The sequence below is a fragment of the Actinoplanes sp. NPDC023936 genome, from assembly GCF_040639325.1.
In the GTDB taxonomy this organism is placed as follows: Bacteria; Actinomycetota; Actinomycetes; order Mycobacteriales; family Micromonosporaceae; genus Actinoplanes.
On the sequence record NZ_JBEZZR010000002.1, the window covers coordinates 407918 to 424864 of the forward strand.

Below are 16947 nucleotides of genomic sequence, written 5' to 3' on the forward strand. Positions count from 1 at the left end.
CCCAGGGTGGGTGCGGGCATCGGAACTGCGGTGCTGTTACTTGGCGGCGAGCGCCGGCTCCTTCTCCGGGGCCGTGCCGACGTCGACAGTGCTGCGCAGCATCGCCGGCTTCATCGCGACGGCGGCCACCACGCCGATCACCGCGACCGCGGCCGAGATCATGAAGATGTGGCCGGTGGCGTCGCCGTACGCGATCCGGACCATGTGCTGCACCGCCTCGGGCAGGCTGCTCAGGTTGAGGGCGCTGACGCCGGAGGTGCTGCCGGCGGACGCGCCCGCCGCGGTGAGCTGCTCGGTCATCGAGTCGGACACCTGGCGGGCGAGGACCGCGCCGAGAACCGAGACGCCGATCGTGCCGCCGAGCGAGCGGAAGAACGCGACCGTCGAGCTCGCCGCGCCGATGTCCTTGAGCGCCACCGTGTTCTGGACCGCGAGCACCAGGTTCTGCATGGACATGCCGACACCGATGCCGACCAGGGCCATCGCGATACCGACGTACCAGAGGGGGGTGTCGTGGTCGAGCGTCGCCAGGCCGGCGAAGCCGGCGACCAGCACGATGGTGCCGGCCACGATGTACGGCTTGATCTTCCCGGACTTCGTGATCATCTGACCGGCGATCGTCGAGGAGACCAGGATGCCGATCATCATGGGGATCATCATCAGGCCGGCCTCGGTCGGGCTGTAGCCACGGCCGATCTGGAAGTACTGGCCGAGGAAGACGGAACCGCCGAACATCGCCATGCCGACCGCGAGGCTGCCGAGGATGGCCAGGGCCGTGGTGCGCTGGCGGACGATCGGCAGCGGGACCACCGGCTCGGAGACCCGGGATTCGACCCAGACGGCCAGGGCCAGCAGGACCGCACCGGCGCCCACCATCGCGAAGGTCTCCCAGGAGACCCAGGCGAACGAGTCGTCGACGAACGAGACCCAGACCAGGATCACGCTGACGCCGGCCGCGATCAGGGTGGCGCCCAGCCAGTCGATCTTCACGTTGTCGCGGCGCATGACCGGCAGGTGCAGGGTCTTCTGCAGGACGATCAGGGCGATCACCGCGAACGGCGCGCCGATGAAGAAGCACCAGCGCCAGCCGAGCCAGTCGGAGTCGACGATCAGGCCGCCGAGCAGCGGTCCGCCGACCGTGGCGAGCGCCATCACGCCACCCAGGTAACCGTTGTACCGGCCGCGCTCCCGCGGCGGGATCATCGCGGCGATCGCGACCTGGACCAGCGCCTGCACGCCACCCATGCCGATGCCCTGGAACGCGCGGGCGGCGATCAGCTGCTCGGTGTTCTGGGTGAAGCCGGCGATCAGCGAGCCCAGCACGAAGATCACGATGGAGAGCTGGACCAGCAGCTTCTTGCTGAAGAGGTCGGAGAGCTTGCCCCAGATCGGGGTGGTCGCGGTGGCGGTGAGCAGCGTCGCGGTGACGACCCAGGTGTACTGGGTCTGGCTGCCGTTGAGGTCGCCGATGATCTTCGGCAGCGCGGTCGAGACGATGGTGGAGCTGGCCATCGCGGCGAAGAGCACGAGCAGCAGGCCGGAGAGGGCCTCCATGATCTCGCGGTGCGTCATCGCGCTGTGGTCGGCCCGAGTTGTGGTTGGGGCGCTCATCGCGCTGCCTCCAAGCTGGGCGTGTGGTTGATCAGGTCGTGGGCGAACCGCTGCAGGGATGCGGCGAATGTCGCGATCTCCTCGGGGCTCCACTCGGAAAGTGCGTCGGCGAGCCGGCTGTCGTAATGCGCGTAGACGTCGTCGAGCTCAGCCTGGCCGCGATCGGTGAGGCGAAGCGTGCTGGCGCGTCCGTCGGTCGGGTCGGCGGCCCGGGCGACCAGGCCGTCGCGGACCAGGGCGGCGATCGTGCGACTGATCGTCGACGGATCGAGCGCGTGCTCGGTGGCCAGGTCCTTCATGTGGCAGCCGGAGGGTTCGCGACGGCGGATCGCCGCCAGGACGCCGACGGTGCCGACCGGGGCGACGGAGCTCTGCTTCAGCAGGCGAACCGCTTTGAGCAGCTCATGCAGAGCCGCTACCAGGGTGTCGCTGGCCATGTCACCTCCCGTGATGCTTGTTGCATACAACTATCGCGCCGAAGTTGCCATGTGCGCAAGTTTTCCCATTGGGAACTGAGTCACACGCCGATATGCTCATCCGATGAGCGTGCCGACCACCGAGCCGGGCCTTCGCGAGCGCAAGAAGGCGGCCACTCGTCTCGCCCTCCACGAGGCGGCGCTGAGCCTCGCCCTGGAGCACGGCCCGGACCGGATCACGGTCGAGGCGATCGCGGACGCGGCGGGGGTCTCCCGGCGGACCTTCTCCAACTACTTCGCGAACAAGGAGGAGGCGCTCTTCTACGGCCAGCATCAACGGATGCGTGAGCTGGCCGGGATGCTCCGGGCGCGCCCACGCGACGAGTCACCGTGGGCGGCGCTCACGGCCGCCGCCGAGCAGTTCTACAGCGCGCAGGGCGACCTCGATCCGGAGTGGACCGCGCGGACGCGCCTGATGCGGCGCCACCCCTCACTCGCCGCGGCGCAGATGCAGACCTTCGCCGCGATGGAGCGCGAGGTCGCCGCGGAGGTCGCGGTCCGTCTGGGTCCGGCTGCGGACCCCTCGGGGGTACGGGTGAACCTGATCGCCGCGACATTCCTCGCGGCCTTGCGGGTGTCCTTGACGGCCTGGCTGGCGCACCCGGCCGACTCCACCTACTGGGAGGTGGCGGCCGAGGCGCTCGCCGAGGCCGGCCGGGGCTTCGCCTGACCGGTCACGTCACCGGGTCGCCAGGCCACCGAGAAGCAGCACGAGCTGGCGGCGCCAGGCCTGCGGGTCGGCCGAGTGCTGGGCCACCCCGGCGTTCGCCATCATCAGCAACTCCAGGTCCTGCCGGGTGAAGTCCGGCCGCAGACGACCGGCCCGCTGCGCCCGGATCAGGACGTCGACGGCCCGCCGCCGTGCGGTGGCGCGCAGCGCGGCGAGCCGTTCATCGTCGTCGAAAGCGGTCGTGACGAGCAGTTCCGCGAGACCGCGGTCGGTGGCCTGCAACTCGCAGACCCGGGTCAGGTAGCCGACGAACGCGGCCCACGGGTCGGGGTGCTCCAGGGACTGCTCGGCGAGGCGTACCGCGGCGGTCATGTGGCTCGCGAAGACCTCGGCGACCAGGTGCCGCCGACTGGGGAAGCGGCGATAGAGGGTGGCGTTGCCGACACCGGCCCGGCGCGCGATCTCGTCGAGCGACGCGTCCAGGCCATGCTCGGCGAAAACCTCCCGAGCGGCCGCGAGCAGGGCCGCTCGGTTCCTTCGGGCATCCGCGCGCAGCCGGGTGGCCATGGGCATGAGGATACGACGTTCACCGGGAAAGACAGAGATCCGATGTTACGGTCCGGACGATCATCGCCGATGGCGCCGGAGGTTTGCGAGATGCAGCAACAGGTCGATATCACCACAGCGGACGGCACCGCCGACGCGTACCTCGTCACGCCCGACGGTGACGGGCCGTTCCCGCCCGTCCTGCTCTTCATGGACGCGTTCGGCCTGCGGCCGCAGATCATGGAGATGGCCAGCCGGATCGCCGGACATGGGTACGCGGTGCTCGCGCCCAACCTCTTCTACCGCAGCCGGCGCAGCCCGCTCGTCGAACCGGACGAACTGCTCGACGAGCAGAAACGCGGCGCCGCGTTCGGCCGGCTGATGCCGATGATGCGGGCGCTCACCGCGGAGCGCGTGGTCGCCGACGCCAGGGCGTACACCGACTTCCTCGCCGCGCGCCCGGACGTCGCGGCCGGACCGGGCGGCATCGTCGGGTACTGCATGGGCGGCCGGAACGCGCTGATCGCGGCCAGTGCGCTGCCGGACCGGTTCGCCGCACTCGCCAGCTTCCACGCCGGCCGGGTCGTCACCGACGAGCCGGACAGCCCGCACCGGGCTGTCGGCGCGCTCACCGGCGAGGTCTATTTTGGACACGCGGACAACGACGGCTCGATGACGCCGGAGCATGTCGCGGCGCTGGAGGCGGCTCTGGCCGAGGCGGGCGTCAAGTACACGTCCGAGCTGTACGAGGGCGCGCCGCACGGCTTCACGATGGCGGACACGGCGATGCACGACGCGGCGGCGGAGCAGCGGCACTGGCGGGCGCTGTTCGCTCTGCTCGACCGGACCCTCCCGATCGGCTAGCTTGAGTTTTAACGTACGGCTGGGTGGCATCGACCCTGGCTGATCATGAGAACAGCCCTTGATCGATGATCTTCTTGTCTAGGGAAGAGAACCGAATCAAGGGCTGTCTGATGATCAGTGTGCCTGACGTGGATCCGGCTGATGCTCTCGGGCACTTGGCCGGGTTCCGGGCCGAGGTCCATCGCTGTCTGACCGCTCGCGCGGACGCGTTGTTCGAGCTGGTGGACGCCGTGTTGTGCGGGGACACGGCGGTGCGTTCGCTGGCTGAGCTGTCGCTGGCCGGTCAGCATCGCCGGGGTCACGGCTCGTTGTATGCCGGGCTGAACCGCGGCCGCATCGACGTCGACCGGCTGCGCACCGCCCTGGCCGCTGTGCCGGTGCCGCGTGCCGCGGACGGCAGGATCGTGCTCGCGGTGGACGTGACGTGCTGGCTGCGCCCGGAAGCACACACCAGCCCGCAGCGGGTGCTGTGTCACACCTACGGCCGGACCAAGAACACCCACATCGGGGTCCCGGGCTGGCCCTACTCGATGGTGGTCGCCCTGGAATCGGGACGCCACTCGTGGACCGCGCCTCTGGACGCCCGCCGGCTCAAGCCCGGTGACGACGCCGCCACGGTCACCGCCGAGCAGTTGCGCGATGTCGTGCAACGCCTGATCGGCGCCGGGCAGTGGCAATCCGGCGACCCGGACATGTGGATCGTCGCCGATGCCGGCTACGACGGCCCCCGGCTGGCCCTGCTCCTCGCCGATCTACCAGTGAAAGTGCTGGTCCGGATGCGTTCGGACCGGGTCCTGCGCCGTCCGGCCCCACCCCGGCACCCCGACACGATCGGCCGGCCGAAACGCCATGGCGGCGAGTTCAGCTTCGGTGACCCCGCGAGTTGGGGCACCCCGGACACCAGCATCACCACCGTGACCAGGCTCTACGGCGACGCCACCGTTCTCGCCTGGAACCGATTGCATCCCCGGCTCACCCACCGCACCGCCTGGACCGGCCACGACGGCGCCCTGCCGATCATCGAGGGCACCGTCATCCTGCTCCGCGTGCAACGACTGCCGTCGGGCGCGACCGCGAAACCAGTCTGGCTGTGGTCATCGATCCCCGACGCCGACGACACCACCGTCAACCTGCTCTGGCAGACCTTCCTGCGCCGTTTCGACATCGAGCACACCTTCCGCATGCTCAAGCAGACCCTCGGCTGGACCAGCCCGAAACTACGCGACCCAGCCGCCGCCGACCGATGGACCTGGCTCCTGCTGGCCGCCTACACCCAACTACGCATCGCCCGCACCCTCGTCACCGACCTACGCAGGCCCTGGGAACGCCCCGCGCCGCCGCAACGGCTCACCCCGGCACGGGTCCGGCGCGGGTTTCGGCACCTACACGCGCGGACCGGCACTCCCACCAGCGCACCGAAACCCTCCCGACCGGGACCCGGACGACCACCCGGCCACCGCAACAGCCGACCAGCCACCCGCCACGACGTCCACATCGCAACCAGGACAAACCAACCGAACAGCGCAACCAAAAAGAAGACCTCGACCACGCCACGGCCCCGCCGCACGGGTTAAAACTCAAGCTAGAGGCCCCACGCCTTCGCGATCCGGATCAAGCTGTCCTGCCGGGTCGCCGGGTCGTAGACCGAGCCGGCCAGGATCAGCTCGCTCGCGCCGGTCCGCTCGACCAGGGCGTCCAGGCCGGCGACGACCTCGTCGGCGGTTCCGGCGTACTGCGTGCCGGGCAGCGAGCCGAGCACCGCCCGGTCCAGGTCGGTCAGCTCCCGGGTGGCGGCGGTCTCCGGCGAGACCATCGGGCCGAGCCGGCCGGTACGCAGGCTCAACGCCATGATCCGGCTGGGACCGGCGAGGTAGTCGGCTTCCTCGGCGGTCTCCGCGGCCAGCACCGAGGCGCTGACCATGAGGTGCGGTTCGGCCCATCGCGGCGACGGCTGGAACCCCTCCCGGTAGAGCCGGGCGGCGGTGTCCACGTCGGAGCTCATCGCGAAGTGGTACGCGTAGCAGAACGGCAACCCGAGAGCGGCGGCGAGCTGCGCGCCGTACGTCGACGAGCCGAGCACCCAGATCTCCGGGTAGGTCTCCGCCGCCGGGGTCGCCGACAGCCGGGCCGGCGCGGTGGCCCGGGCGTCACCGAGCAGCGACATCACGGTCTGCAGGTGATCCGGGAACTGCTCCACGGTCAGGTAGGGCGACACGCCCCGCAGCGCGGCAGCGGTGGCCTGGTCGGTGCCGGGCGCGCGGCCGATGCCCAGGTCGATCCGGTCCGGGTAGAGCGCCTCCAGCAGGGCGAACTGCTCGGCCACCACGAACGGCATGTGGTTGGGCAGCATCACGCCGCCGGAACCGACCCGGATGTCGCGGGTGTTCGCGGCGACGGCTCCGATCAGGACCGGCGGCGCGGTGGACGCGACGGCCGGCATGTTGTGGTGCTCGGCGACCCAGAACCGGGCGTACCCCAGTTCGTCCGCGGTTTTGGCGATCTCGATGGTGCCGCGCAGAGCGTCGGCGCTGCCGTGCCCTTCACGGACGGTGGCGAGGTCGAGGACGGAGAGCGGGACGCGGCGTTCTGGCACCTCTCGAACATAGCGCGGCCGGCACTCAGTGCAAACCCAGCCAACTCACAGCTCGGCGAGGATGAAACCGCAGGTCACCGATGTTCTCTGGAGTGCGGGCCACAAGCCCGCAAGCCTAAGGAGTGGATGTTGTCCAGCCATCACAATGGCCTCAAGACAGCGGCTCTGCTGGGTGTGCTCACGGGTCTCATCCTGACCGTGGGCTACTGGCTGGGTGGCAGCGGCGGCCTGGTCGTCGCCGTGATCATTTCGCTGGCCATGAACGCTTTCAGCTACTTCTACTCAGACAAGATCGCTCTGCGGTCGATGGGCGCGCGGCCGGTGAGCGAGGCCGAGTTCCCCGAGCTCTACGCGATGGTTCGCGAGCTCGCGACCGAGGCGGGTCAGCCGATGCCGCGGCTCTACGTGTCCCCGGCGATGCAGCCGAACGCGTTCGCCACCGGCCGTGACCCGCAGCACGCGGCGGTCGCGGTGACCGTCGGCATCACCCGCCTGCTGACAGTGCGCGAGCTGCGTGGTGTCATCGGCCACGAGCTCTCGCACGTCTACAACCGCGACATCCTGATCTCCAGCGTGGCGGCCGGTCTCGCCGGCATCGTCACGATGCTCGCCCAGCTGGCGTTCTTCCTGCCGTTCACCAGCTCCGACGACGAGGACAGCCCGAACCCGGCCGCCCTGCTGCTCATGATGATCCTCGGCCCGCTGGCCGCGTCGATCATCCAGCTGGCGATCAGCCGGAACCGGGAGTTCCAGGCGGACGCGTCCGGCGCCACGATGACCCGTGACCCGCTCGCGCTGGCCAGCGCCCTGGAGAAGATCCATCACGGCACGCAGCGGATGCCGCTGCCGGCCGACGGCCGGCTCACCACCAGCGCGCACCTGATGATCGCCAACCCGCTCCGGGGCGGCGGCCTGTCGGCGCTGTTCTCCACGCACCCGCCGATGGAGGAGCGGATCCGCCGCCTCCACGAGCAGGCGTCCCTCACGAGCAGCCGGCACTGGTGAGTTCGAGCACCACGCGGTTATTTCAGTTCTGTTAATCAGGCCTCCGGCGTTAGCCTCGGAACGCGTTTCACCCGTTACCGAAGCTGATTCCGGAGGCCTGCCCGTGACCGCATTACGTCAGTACCTTGGCGTGTGGCAGCTACCGGGCGGACGGGTTCTGCTGGTGGTCGGGATCCTCGCCCGGCTCGGTATCGGCATGACACCGCTGGCCCTGTTGCTCCTGGTCGAGCAGGCCACCGGGCGATACGCGGCGGCCGGTCTCGCCGGTGGCGTCTACGCCCTGGCCGGCGCCGCGCTGAGCCCGATCGCGGGACGCCTCGCCGACCGGATCGGGGCGGCGCCCATCCTGCTGGCGACGGCCGTGCTGCACCCGCTCGCGCTGGGCGCTCTGGTCCTCGCCAGCCGCGGCGGCGCCGGCAATCTGCCATGGATCTTCCTGGCGACGGCGGTGGCCGGGGCCACGTACCCTCCGCTGACCGCGGCCATCCGCCGGGCCTGGACCGACATGACGTCACCGCTCTCCGGCCGGCAGGGCCTGCGATCCGCCGCCCTGGCCGCCGAGACGTCCCTGTTCGAACTCGTCTTCGTCCTCGGCCCGATGCTGGTGGCCGCCTTCATGGTGATCACCGGAGAGCCGGCTTCCGCTCTGCTCAGCGCGGCCGTGGCCACCCTCGTCGGCACCCTGTGGGTCGCCCGTCTCCCGGTGATGCGGCACCGGGCCGACCACGGCGCCGAGCACGCTGCGAAGGGCCTCGGCCCACTTCGCGCCGGCGGCTTCCCCCACCTGCTGGTCTGCGTCACCGCCCTCGGCGTGGCGTTCGGCGCGGCCGGCGTCATCGTCCCCGCCTACGCCGGCCAGCACGGCGGCGGCGAGAGTCTGGGCGGCGTCCTCCTCGGCCTCTGGGGCGTGGGCAGCGCGATCGGCGGCATCTGGTTCGGCACCCGCCGCCCCGCGATGGCGCTGACCCGCCAGTTCGCCTGGCTGCTCGCCGCGGTCGGCGCCAGCTTCCTGATCCTGGCGCTCATGCCCAGCCCGCTCTGGCTCGGCGCGGCCCTGGTGATCGGCGGCGCCACCATCGCACCCGCCCTCACCGTCGAGAACAGCCTCGTGGGCCGCCTCGCCCCGGCCGGAATGCTGAACGAGGCCTACACCTGGATGGTCACCGTCTCGGTCTCCGGCAGCGCCGCCGGCGGAGCGATAGCCGGCGTGATCGTCGACCAGCCCGGCGGCCTCCCCTGGTCCTTCGCGTTCGCCGGAGCGGTGGTCCTGGCCGCGGCGGCGGTGGCCGCCCTGCCGGAGGGCTCGATGGCGCGCGCCGACCGGGTCACAGCCGAGCAATGGGTACGGTCCTAGCCGTTCCCAACCGCAGCCGACACGTCCCCGAGAGTCCGCGCGACCGTCTGCCGGCCCGAGGCCGTCCGGCGGGTTTCGCTACCGGTGCGTGGCTGGGCTCTTGCGCCGCCGCGCACACTGTCCCTATGGGAACGATCCAGGATCCGGGCTCGGACCGGGACCGTGAGTGGCTGAAGCGCTCCTACGTCGAGACGGACGCCAACCCGTTCTCCATCGCGTCGCAGACCGACATGATGGGCGGCATCGTCGAGGGCACCGGAACGAGCCGGATGGCCCGGATCGGCCGGAGGGTATTCCGGATATCCGCCCTGATCATCCTGGGGTCGATCGCCCTTGGTGGCTTGGTGGGGATCCTGCGGGAGGCGCTGTGATGCGAGGCCGCGATCTCGCGGGACCGGGACACGCAGCGCACTGTCCAAGATCAACTTGAGCTGAGTGGCACGGGGTGGCGCCCAGCCGTAGCCCAGCCATGTGATCACGCCGAATAACCGTCACCACCTACGGCTCGCAGCACCCGGCCGTAGCGCAGGCACGTAAACAAGGCCGGTGACCTGCGTGCACTACGGCTCGCGGCACCGAGCCGTCGCCCACGCACGTAAACACGCCCGGTGACCTGCCTGGACTACGGCTCGCGGCAGTCAGCCGTCGCCCACGCACCTAAACAAGCCCGGCGACCTGCCTGAACTACGGCTCACGGCACCCGGCCGTCGCCCACGCACCTAAACAAGCCCGGCGACCTGCCTGAACTACGGCTCGCGGCAGTCAGCCGTAGCTCAGCCTGGTCATCACACTCGAATAACCGCCACTGACTACGGCTCGCAGCATCTCTGCGGATGGCGGTCAGCGCCCGCGTTCGCTGTTCGTGTCCGCTCGCCATGCCTGGGGTGGTGCCCAGCTCACGCGACTGGCTCTCGCATGTGCTCACGCGACTGGCCTCGCGCATGCGCTCACAGGTCGGCCGTATACCCGACTTATCGCATTTATCATGACGGCACGGATACCGGCTGGCTCGCTCGATGCACGAATGCCGCACTCTTGATTCCGACGACCCGCACTCTTGATTCCGACGACCCGCTGCGCCCGCCCCGGTGTCACGATCGGTCACTGCAAGGGCGGAGCGTTTGCGCTGTGCGTCATTCTGAGGGGCCTGGACCGTCCGCAGATTTCCACAAAGCGCCGTCTTTACCCCGCTCGCCGACACACCGGGTGACGGTCATGGGCACTGACTGACGGGCCGCTCTCGCGCGCCGGCCCGAAAGCCGCACGCGCCCGACATCAGCGCCAGCGAGGGATTCGGCGTGCAGAGCGCGGACGCCGGTCAGGACAGGGCGTCGAAGAGGAGCTGGGGAGCGAAACCCAGCGCCACCGCGACCGCGACCGCCGCTACCAGCGTTACCGCTACCGGGCGGGCCACAGGTAGCCGGGGGTGGACGGCCGCGTCCATGAGGACCGGGTCGGCCACTGACAGACCCACCCGGGCCGGGAGGGTGTAGAGGGCGGCGGCGACGCGGACGTAGTACGCCAGGGCGATCACGGCGTTGAGCACCACGATGCCGGCCAGCCAGGTCCAGTTCGCGTCGACCAGGGCGTCCACCACGGACAGCTTCGCGAACAAGCCTGCCAGTCCGGGTGGCAGACCGGCTAGGCCGGCCAGGGCCAGGACCAGTGCGGCGCCCAGCCAAGGGCTGCGGCGACCGGCGCCGCGGTAGTCGTCGATCGCACCGCCGTCGGCGCCCGGGTGGCGCAGGGCCACGACCACGCCGAAGGCGATCAGTTCGAGGATGACGAAGAAGGCGGCGTAGGCGAGGGCGGCCACGACACCGGGTTCGCCGAGTGCCAGGGCGGCCAGGATGTAGCCGGCCTGGGCGATCGAGGACCAGGCGAGCAGACGAACCATGCGGGACTGCCTCAGCGCGACCAGGTTGCCGATCGTCATGGTCAGGATGGCGAGCACGATGACCCCGGCGCGGGTGTCGAGGCGGGAGACCACGGCGGCCAGGGCGAGGACGCCGCCGAGTTTGGAGGCGGTCGAGAGGTACGCGGCCACCGGCACCGGGGCGCCGTCGTAGGTGGCCGGCGCCCACGCGTGCAGCGGGACCGCGGCGACCTTGAAGGCGAGGCCGATCACCAGCAGGGCGGCGCCCACCCCGGCGATCTGGGCGAACGGGGCCGGGGCGGGACCGAGCAGGGCCAGGTGCACGGCGCCGGTCGCCGCGTAGTTGAGCGCCACCCCGAGCAGCGCGATCGCCGTGGAGACGACGCTGATCAGGAAGAACGTGACCGAGGCGGCGGCCGGGGCGGCGGTGGCGCGTTCGCCGGGTGCGAAGCGGCGCAGGCCGGCGAGCACGTAGAGCGGCAGGGTCAGCGTCTCCAGGCCGACGATCAGGGTGATCAGGTCGCCGGCGTAGGCGACCGTCACGCCGCCGGTCATCGAGCAGGCCAGCAGGAAGCAGAACTCGCCGGCCGGCGCGATGCCGAGCCGCAGGGCCGGCAGCGAGAACGCCAGCACCCCGGCGGTCAGCCCGGCGAAGAGCACCGCGGTGGTGGCCGCGGCGCCGGAAGGTGTCCAGGAACAGCCGCCGCCGGCGCAGAACGTGGGGTCGGCTCCGGCTGTCAGCAGAGCGCCGCTCGCAGTGGCGAGCGTGCCGAGCAGGGTGACGCCAGCGATCACGGCGCGGCGGCCGGTGAAGAGGTCGGCGAGCAGCGCCAGGATCGCGGTGCCCGCTGCTACATATAACGGGATAAGGGCGAAATGTCCAACAGACTGACTGCTCATGGGCGGACTCCGTGGCAAGCGACGCCCGCGGCACGCGAGACGCGGGCGGCGCGGGGAACGGCGGCGCTGATCACGGGCGGCCACCTCCGAGGAGAGAGACGATCGGCAGGTCGGTTCCGCTGAGGATCAGGGCCGGGGCCACGCCGACGGCCAGGGTGAGCAGGACCAGGGGCGCCCACGCGACCCACTCCCCCGCGCTGATCGCCGAGCGCGACGACCGTACCGCCGGGGTTGCCGGACCGTGCGTGACCCGCCGCAGCAGGCGCAGGAAGTACGCGGCCGTCAGCGCGCCGCCGACGGCGGCGAAGACACCGCAGGTCACCCAGAACGGGTCGTCCCGCTGCACCGCCGCGACCACCGCGAACGCCTCGCCCCAGAAGCCGGCCAGGCCCGGCAGGCCGAGCGAGGCGATCGCGGCGAAGCCGAGCAGGCCGGCCAGCCGGGGCGAATGTTCGCGCAGGCCGCTGAGCTGGTCGAGCGAGCCGGTCCCGGTACGGTCCTTGATCGTCCCGACCAGGAAGAACAGCAGCCCGGTGATCAGGCCGTGCGCGACGTTGCCGATCAGCGCGGCCTGGATGCCGGTGACCGTGAGGGTGGCGATGCCGAGCAGCACGAAACCCATGTGCCCGACGCTGGAGTAGGCGATCAGCCGTTTCAGCTCACGTTGCCGCAGGCAGATCAGCGAGCCGGCGAGGATCGCCACGACGGCCAGGATCGCGAGCACCGGCGCGGCCCAGCTCGCCCCGTCCGGCGCCACGCCGACGCCGACCCGGATCAGGCCATACGTGCCCATCTTCAGCAGCACGCCGGCCAGGATCACCGAACCGGCAGTGGGCGCCTCGGTGTGCGCGTCGGGCAGCCAGGTGTGCAGCGGCCAGAGCGGCGCCTTGATCGCGAAGGCGACCGCGAACAGGGCGAAGACCAGGCACTGCACGTTCCGGCTCAGCGGCGACGCATCGGTCAAAAAGGTCAGGTCGCCGGTGCCTGCCTGCGACACCACCGTCACCACGCCGATCAGCAGGAGCACCGACCCGGCCAGCGTGTAGAGGACGAACTTGCGGGCCGCCCGGCGCCGGTCCGGCCCGCCCCAGCCCGCGATCACCGCGTACATGGGCAGCAGGACCACTTCGAAGAAGATGAAGAAGAGGATCAGGTCCAGGGCCAGGAACGTGCCGAGGATGCCCACCTCCAGGACCAGGAGGAGGGCGGCCAGGGCGCGGGCGCCGGTCTTGACGGTGTACGCGCAACAGAGCAGCGTGAGCAACCCGGTGAGCACCACCAGCGGGTACGAGATCGCGTCCACGCCGAGATGGAACTCCAGCCCGAGCGCCGGCACCCAGGGCAGCTCGAGGTTCAGCCAGGGCACGAGACCCGGCACGCCGTCGATGGAGAACCAGCCGAACTCGTCCGGGACGACCACCGGCACGGCGAGCGTGAGCAGGAACGTGACGGCCGCGAAGGCTGTCGCCACGATCCGGGCCTGCCGGTCGTGAGCGGCCGGGACCAGCGCGACCACTGCGGCGCCGGCGGCCGGGACGGCGAGCATCGCGACGAGCAGGAACGACCAGGAGTCGGTGGTCAGCGTCATGCGAGCGCCCCCAGCCAGGCGACGATGCCGAGGACCAGGCCGCCCAGCAGGACCAGCAGCGCGGCCCCCGGCAGGGCGATCCGGTGCCCCTCGGCGAACAGGCCGCCGAGACCCCGGGTTCCGGCGCCGGCGCCCGTCACGGCGGCGTCCACGATCTTCTCGTCACCGGTCGTCACCCACTTGGCGAGGAAGCGCACCGGGACCACGACGTACCGGTGCTGGACGGCGTCCAGGTGGAAGCCGTCGGCGAACAGCGGGCGGGCCCGGCCGAGGGCGAGCGCCGGGTCCACGCCCGGCGCCGCCCACCAGATCCACCACGCGACGCCGGCGCCCGCGGCGAGCAGCAGCATCGGCAACGCGACAGCGACGCCGAGGTGCGGGTCGTCCAGCCCCAGCGAGGTGCGGAAACCGGGTGCGTAGGCGGCCAGCCCGAGCAGCGCGGACGGCACCAGCAGCACCAGCAGCGGCCCGCGCATCGGCCACGGCGGGTCGTGCGGGGTGAGCGGCGCCTGGTAGCGGGCGTCGTCGAAGCCGACCTCCCAGTCCGGCCCGTCCGGACCGTGCTCCCGGGACACCCCGAAGAACGCCCGGAGCAGCAGCCTCGTCGCGTACCAGGCGGTGATCCCGACCGCGAGCAGCGCGGCCAGCCAGACCACCCACCCGGCCCAGACCGGGACTGCCTCGGTGCCCTCGGTGGCGTGCGCGGCCGCGGTCAGCACTGTCTCCTTCGACCAGAAGCCGGCCAGCGGCGGCAGCCCGGCCAGCGCGCCCAGGCCGATCACGAACGACCAGAACGTCACAGGCATCCGCGTGCGCAGGCCACCCATCCGGGAGAGGTAGTTCGTGCCGGCCGCGTGGATCACCGCACCGGCCGCGAGGAAGAGCAGCGCCTTGAAAGCGGCGTGGGTGAGCAGGTGGAACAGCGCGGCGGCGGGCGAGCCGACCGCGAGGGCGGCGGTCATGTAACCGATCTGGGAGACCGTCGACCAGGCCAGCACCCGTTTCATGTCGTCCTGCGCGGTGGCGGCGAGCGCGCCGAGCAGGATCGTGATCGCGGCCAGCACGCCGAGCGTCGCCAGCGCGGCCGGGGACTGCTCGTAGAGCGGGTAGAGCCGGAACACCACGTAGACGCCGGCCGCGACCATCGTCGCGGCGTGGATCAGCGCGGAGATCGGGGTCGGGCCGGCCATCGCGTCCGGCAGCCAGGTGTGCAGGGGGAACTGGGCGCTCTTGCCGGCCACCCCGGCGAGCACCAGCAGCAGCGCGGCGGTCAGGGTGGTGGTGTCAAAATCGGTACCCAGAACGTCGCTCAGCCGGGTGCTGCCGGCTTGGGTGATCAGCACCGCGATGCCGAGCAGGAACCCGACGTCACCGACCCGGGTGACCAGGAACGCCTTCACCGCGGCGGCGGGCGCCTCCGGCAGGCGCCGGTCGTGGCCGATCAGCAGGTAGGAGCAGGCGCCCATCACCTCCCAGCCGACCAGCAGGACGATCAGGTCGTGTGACGTGACGACCAGCAGCATCGCGCCGGTGAAGAGGCTGACCTGGGCGGCGTAGGGCGCGTACCGGGGGTCGTCGTGCAGGTAGGTGACCGAGTAGACCTGCACGAGCAGCGCGACCAGGCTCACCGCCAGCGCCACGTAGACCACGGCCGGGCTGATCGCGACGCCGAAGCCGACAGCGAAGTCGCCGAATCGCGCGATCTCCAGCCCGGTCTCGAACGGTTCGCTGCCCGCCACCAGCAGCCTGATCGCGAGGAGCAGGGCGGCCGCCGCCCCGGCGATGCCGAGACCGGCGGCGATCCTCCGGCGTGCCCCCGCAGCGTCACCCGGCGGGAGCAGGAGGCCGAGCAGACCAGCGAGCAGGGGTACGAGGGGGAGCAGCGGCCCGGCGACGTCGACGCTCACCCGGCCACCCGTTCCTCGTCCTCGTCCAGCCGCACCTCGTCGGTGATCACGGCGTTCCGCATCCGGTAGTACTGCAGCACGATCGCGAGGCCGACGCCCACCTCGGCGGCCGCCAGCACGATCACGAACAGCGCGAAGACACCGCCGGTGCCCGGGGCGGCCGCGCCCGGGCGGGCCCACGACTCGATCGCGACACCGGTCAGCGCGGACCGCAGCGAGACGTCGGCGGTCACCAGGATCAGGTTCACCGCGTTGAGCATCAGCTCGACCGCCATCAGGACCAGGATCGCGTTGCGCCGGCGCAGCACGCCGTAGACACCGAGGCCGAAGAGCAGGGCGCCCACCACGTACGGGATGACGACGTGCATCAGGCGTCCACCCCCTCGTCGACCGGATCCTCGTCGACCGGCTCCTTCCGGGCGCCCAGGTCCGGCCGGGACAGGATGATCGCGCCGACCAGCGCCGAGAGCAGCAGGATCGAGAGCACCTCGAACGGCAGCACCCAGGCGCCGAAGATCTGCTCGCCGACCCGTTCGGCGGTGCCCGGCTCGGGTTCCGGATAGCGCACCCAGTGGAACGCGTCGGCGAACAGCGCGGCCAGGCCCAGGCCGGTGCCGCCGCCGATCAGGATCGCCGGGAAGGCCGGGCGGTCCAGGTCGGCCGAGGGACCGATCGGCGCGCGGGTCAGCATCACCGCGAACAGCAGCAGCACGACCACCGCTCCGACGTAGACCAGGACCTGCACCCAGGCGACCAGCTCCGCGCCGAGGACCAGGTAGAGGCCGGCGATCGCGCCGAGGCTCACCACCAGGTAGAGGCCGGATCGGACCAGGTGCTTGCTGGTGACGACGAGCGCGCCGGAACCGACCGCGAGCGCGCCGAGCGCGAGCAGCAGCACGTCGGAAACGGTCACTGCGCCTGCTCCGGGGCGGCTTCGTCACCGGGTTCCCGGGTGACGGCTTTCGGTGCGGTTGTGGGAGGTGATGCGCGTACCGGAGAAGGTCTTGCGGTCTTGGCGGCAGTTGCCGCGCCGGGGCCTGCGGCCTTGCGGGCCGCCGTGGCCTCCTCCTTGCTCGGCTCGCCGAGCACGTCGTGTGCCGGCGGCGGCGGCACGGTGCGCATCCACTCACCCAGCCGGTCCTTGTCGTGCAGCAGGGAGAGGATGTCGGTCTCGGCGTATTCGAACTCGGGCGTCCAGTGCAGCGCGTCGAACGGGCAGACCTCGATGCAGATGCCGCAGTACATGCAGAGGGCGAAGTCGATGTCGAACTTGTCGAGCACGTTGCGCTGGCGGGCGCGGGCCGCGCCCGGGACGACGACCTCCTCCTTGTGCGAGTCGATGTAGATGCACCAGTCCGGGCACTCGCGGGCGCAGAGCATGCAGACCGTGCAGTTCTCCTCGGACAGCGCGATCACGCCGCGGGAGCGCGGGGGCAGATCGGGCTCGACGTCCGGGTACTGCTGGGTGGTGGACCGCTTGGTCATCGTCTTGAAAGTGACCGCGAGCCCGTCGAGCAGACCCTTGCCGGGCAGGTCGCGGTCGCCGTTATCCGTCAC

The 16947-nt window shown here is 71.0% G+C and carries 16 protein-coding genes; 6 read left to right on the plus strand and 10 right to left on the minus strand.

Annotated features, from left to right (window positions below; all coding sequences use genetic code 11):
- Positions 1-36 precede the first annotated feature (36 nt).
- On the minus strand, positions 37-1611 hold the full coding sequence (locus tag AB0F72_RS04190; RefSeq protein ID WP_360424822.1) for an MDR family MFS transporter: 1575 nt from the start codon (positions 1609-1611) through the stop codon (positions 37-39).
- Entirely contained in the window at positions 1608-2048 is a 441-nt protein-coding gene (locus tag AB0F72_RS04195) for a MarR family transcriptional regulator (RefSeq protein ID WP_360424825.1), read from the minus strand. The genes AB0F72_RS04190 and AB0F72_RS04195 overlap by 4 nt, the downstream gene beginning before the upstream one ends.
- A 103-nt stretch (positions 2049-2151) precedes the next feature.
- On the opposite strand from AB0F72_RS04195, the gene AB0F72_RS04200 reads away from it, so the two are divergent.
- On the plus strand, positions 2152-2757 hold the full coding sequence (locus tag AB0F72_RS04200) for a TetR family transcriptional regulator (RefSeq protein ID WP_360424827.1): 606 nt from the start codon (positions 2152-2154) through the stop codon (positions 2755-2757).
- A 9-nt stretch (positions 2758-2766) separates the two neighbouring features.
- Here AB0F72_RS04200 and AB0F72_RS04205 read toward each other — a convergent pair whose 3' ends face one another.
- A complete protein-coding gene (locus AB0F72_RS04205) occupies positions 2767-3324 on the minus strand; it encodes a helix-turn-helix domain-containing protein (RefSeq protein WP_360424830.1) in 558 nt (185 codons plus the stop codon).
- Positions 3325-3414: 90 nt separating this feature from the next.
- Between AB0F72_RS04205 and AB0F72_RS04210 the strand changes: the two genes are divergently transcribed.
- Positions 3415-4167, plus strand: a complete 753-nt coding sequence (locus tag AB0F72_RS04210) for a dienelactone hydrolase family protein (protein ID WP_360424833.1) — start codon at positions 3415-3417, stop codon at positions 4165-4167.
- 110 nt (positions 4168-4277) lie between these two features.
- Positions 4278-5741, plus strand: coding sequence for an NF041680 family putative transposase (locus AB0F72_RS04215; protein WP_360424836.1), 1464 nt, complete (start codon positions 4278-4280; stop codon positions 5739-5741).
- 8 nt (positions 5742-5749) lie between these two features.
- On the opposite strand, the gene AB0F72_RS04220 is transcribed toward AB0F72_RS04215, so the two are convergent.
- Complete coding sequence (locus AB0F72_RS04220; RefSeq protein ID WP_360424839.1) at positions 5750-6760, minus strand: LLM class flavin-dependent oxidoreductase; 1011 nt, start codon at positions 6758-6760, stop codon at positions 5750-5752.
- A gap of 126 nt (positions 6761-6886) precedes the next feature.
- On the opposite strand from AB0F72_RS04220, the gene htpX reads away from it, so the two are divergent.
- From htpX to AB0F72_RS04235, 3 genes are all read left to right on the plus strand, one after another.
- Positions 6887-7765 (plus strand): zinc metalloprotease HtpX, encoded by an 879-nt coding sequence (gene htpX, locus AB0F72_RS04225; protein ID WP_360424842.1) that lies wholly within the window; start codon positions 6887-6889, stop codon positions 7763-7765.
- Positions 7766-7868: 103 nt separating this feature from the next.
- Positions 7869-9119 (plus strand): MFS transporter, encoded by a 1251-nt coding sequence (locus AB0F72_RS04230; RefSeq protein ID WP_360424845.1) that lies wholly within the window; start codon positions 7869-7871, stop codon positions 9117-9119.
- 125 nt (positions 9120-9244) lie between these two features.
- Entirely contained in the window at positions 9245-9490 is a 246-nt protein-coding gene (locus tag AB0F72_RS04235) for a hypothetical protein (protein ID WP_360424848.1), read from the plus strand.
- 947 nt (positions 9491-10437) lie between these two features.
- Here AB0F72_RS04235 and AB0F72_RS04240 read toward each other — a convergent pair.
- The 6 genes from AB0F72_RS04240 to AB0F72_RS04265 form a co-directional block, all read right to left on the minus strand.
- Complete coding sequence (locus AB0F72_RS04240) at positions 10438-11895, minus strand: proton-conducting transporter membrane subunit (protein WP_360424851.1); 1458 nt, start codon at positions 11893-11895, stop codon at positions 10438-10440.
- Positions 11896-11965: 70 nt separating this feature from the next.
- Positions 11966-13483, minus strand: coding sequence for an NADH-quinone oxidoreductase subunit M (locus AB0F72_RS04245; RefSeq protein WP_360424854.1), 1518 nt, complete (start codon positions 13481-13483; stop codon positions 11966-11968).
- On the minus strand, positions 13480-15390 hold the full coding sequence (locus AB0F72_RS04250) for an NADH-quinone oxidoreductase subunit L (protein WP_360424857.1): 1911 nt from the start codon (positions 15388-15390) through the stop codon (positions 13480-13482). Before AB0F72_RS04250 ends, AB0F72_RS04245 begins: the two co-directional genes overlap by 4 nt.
- Positions 15387-15758, minus strand: a complete 372-nt coding sequence (nuoK, locus tag AB0F72_RS04255; protein ID WP_360424860.1) for an NADH-quinone oxidoreductase subunit NuoK — start codon at positions 15756-15758, stop codon at positions 15387-15389. The genes AB0F72_RS04250 and nuoK overlap by 4 nt, the downstream gene beginning before the upstream one ends.
- On the minus strand, positions 15758-16303 hold the full coding sequence (locus tag AB0F72_RS04260) for an NADH-quinone oxidoreductase subunit J (RefSeq protein ID WP_360424863.1): 546 nt from the start codon (positions 16301-16303) through the stop codon (positions 15758-15760). Before AB0F72_RS04260 ends, nuoK begins: the two co-directional genes overlap by 1 nt.
- Entirely contained in the window at positions 16300-16947 is a 648-nt protein-coding gene (locus tag AB0F72_RS04265) for an NADH-quinone oxidoreductase subunit I (protein ID WP_360424866.1), read from the minus strand. The genes AB0F72_RS04260 and AB0F72_RS04265 overlap by 4 nt, the downstream gene beginning before the upstream one ends.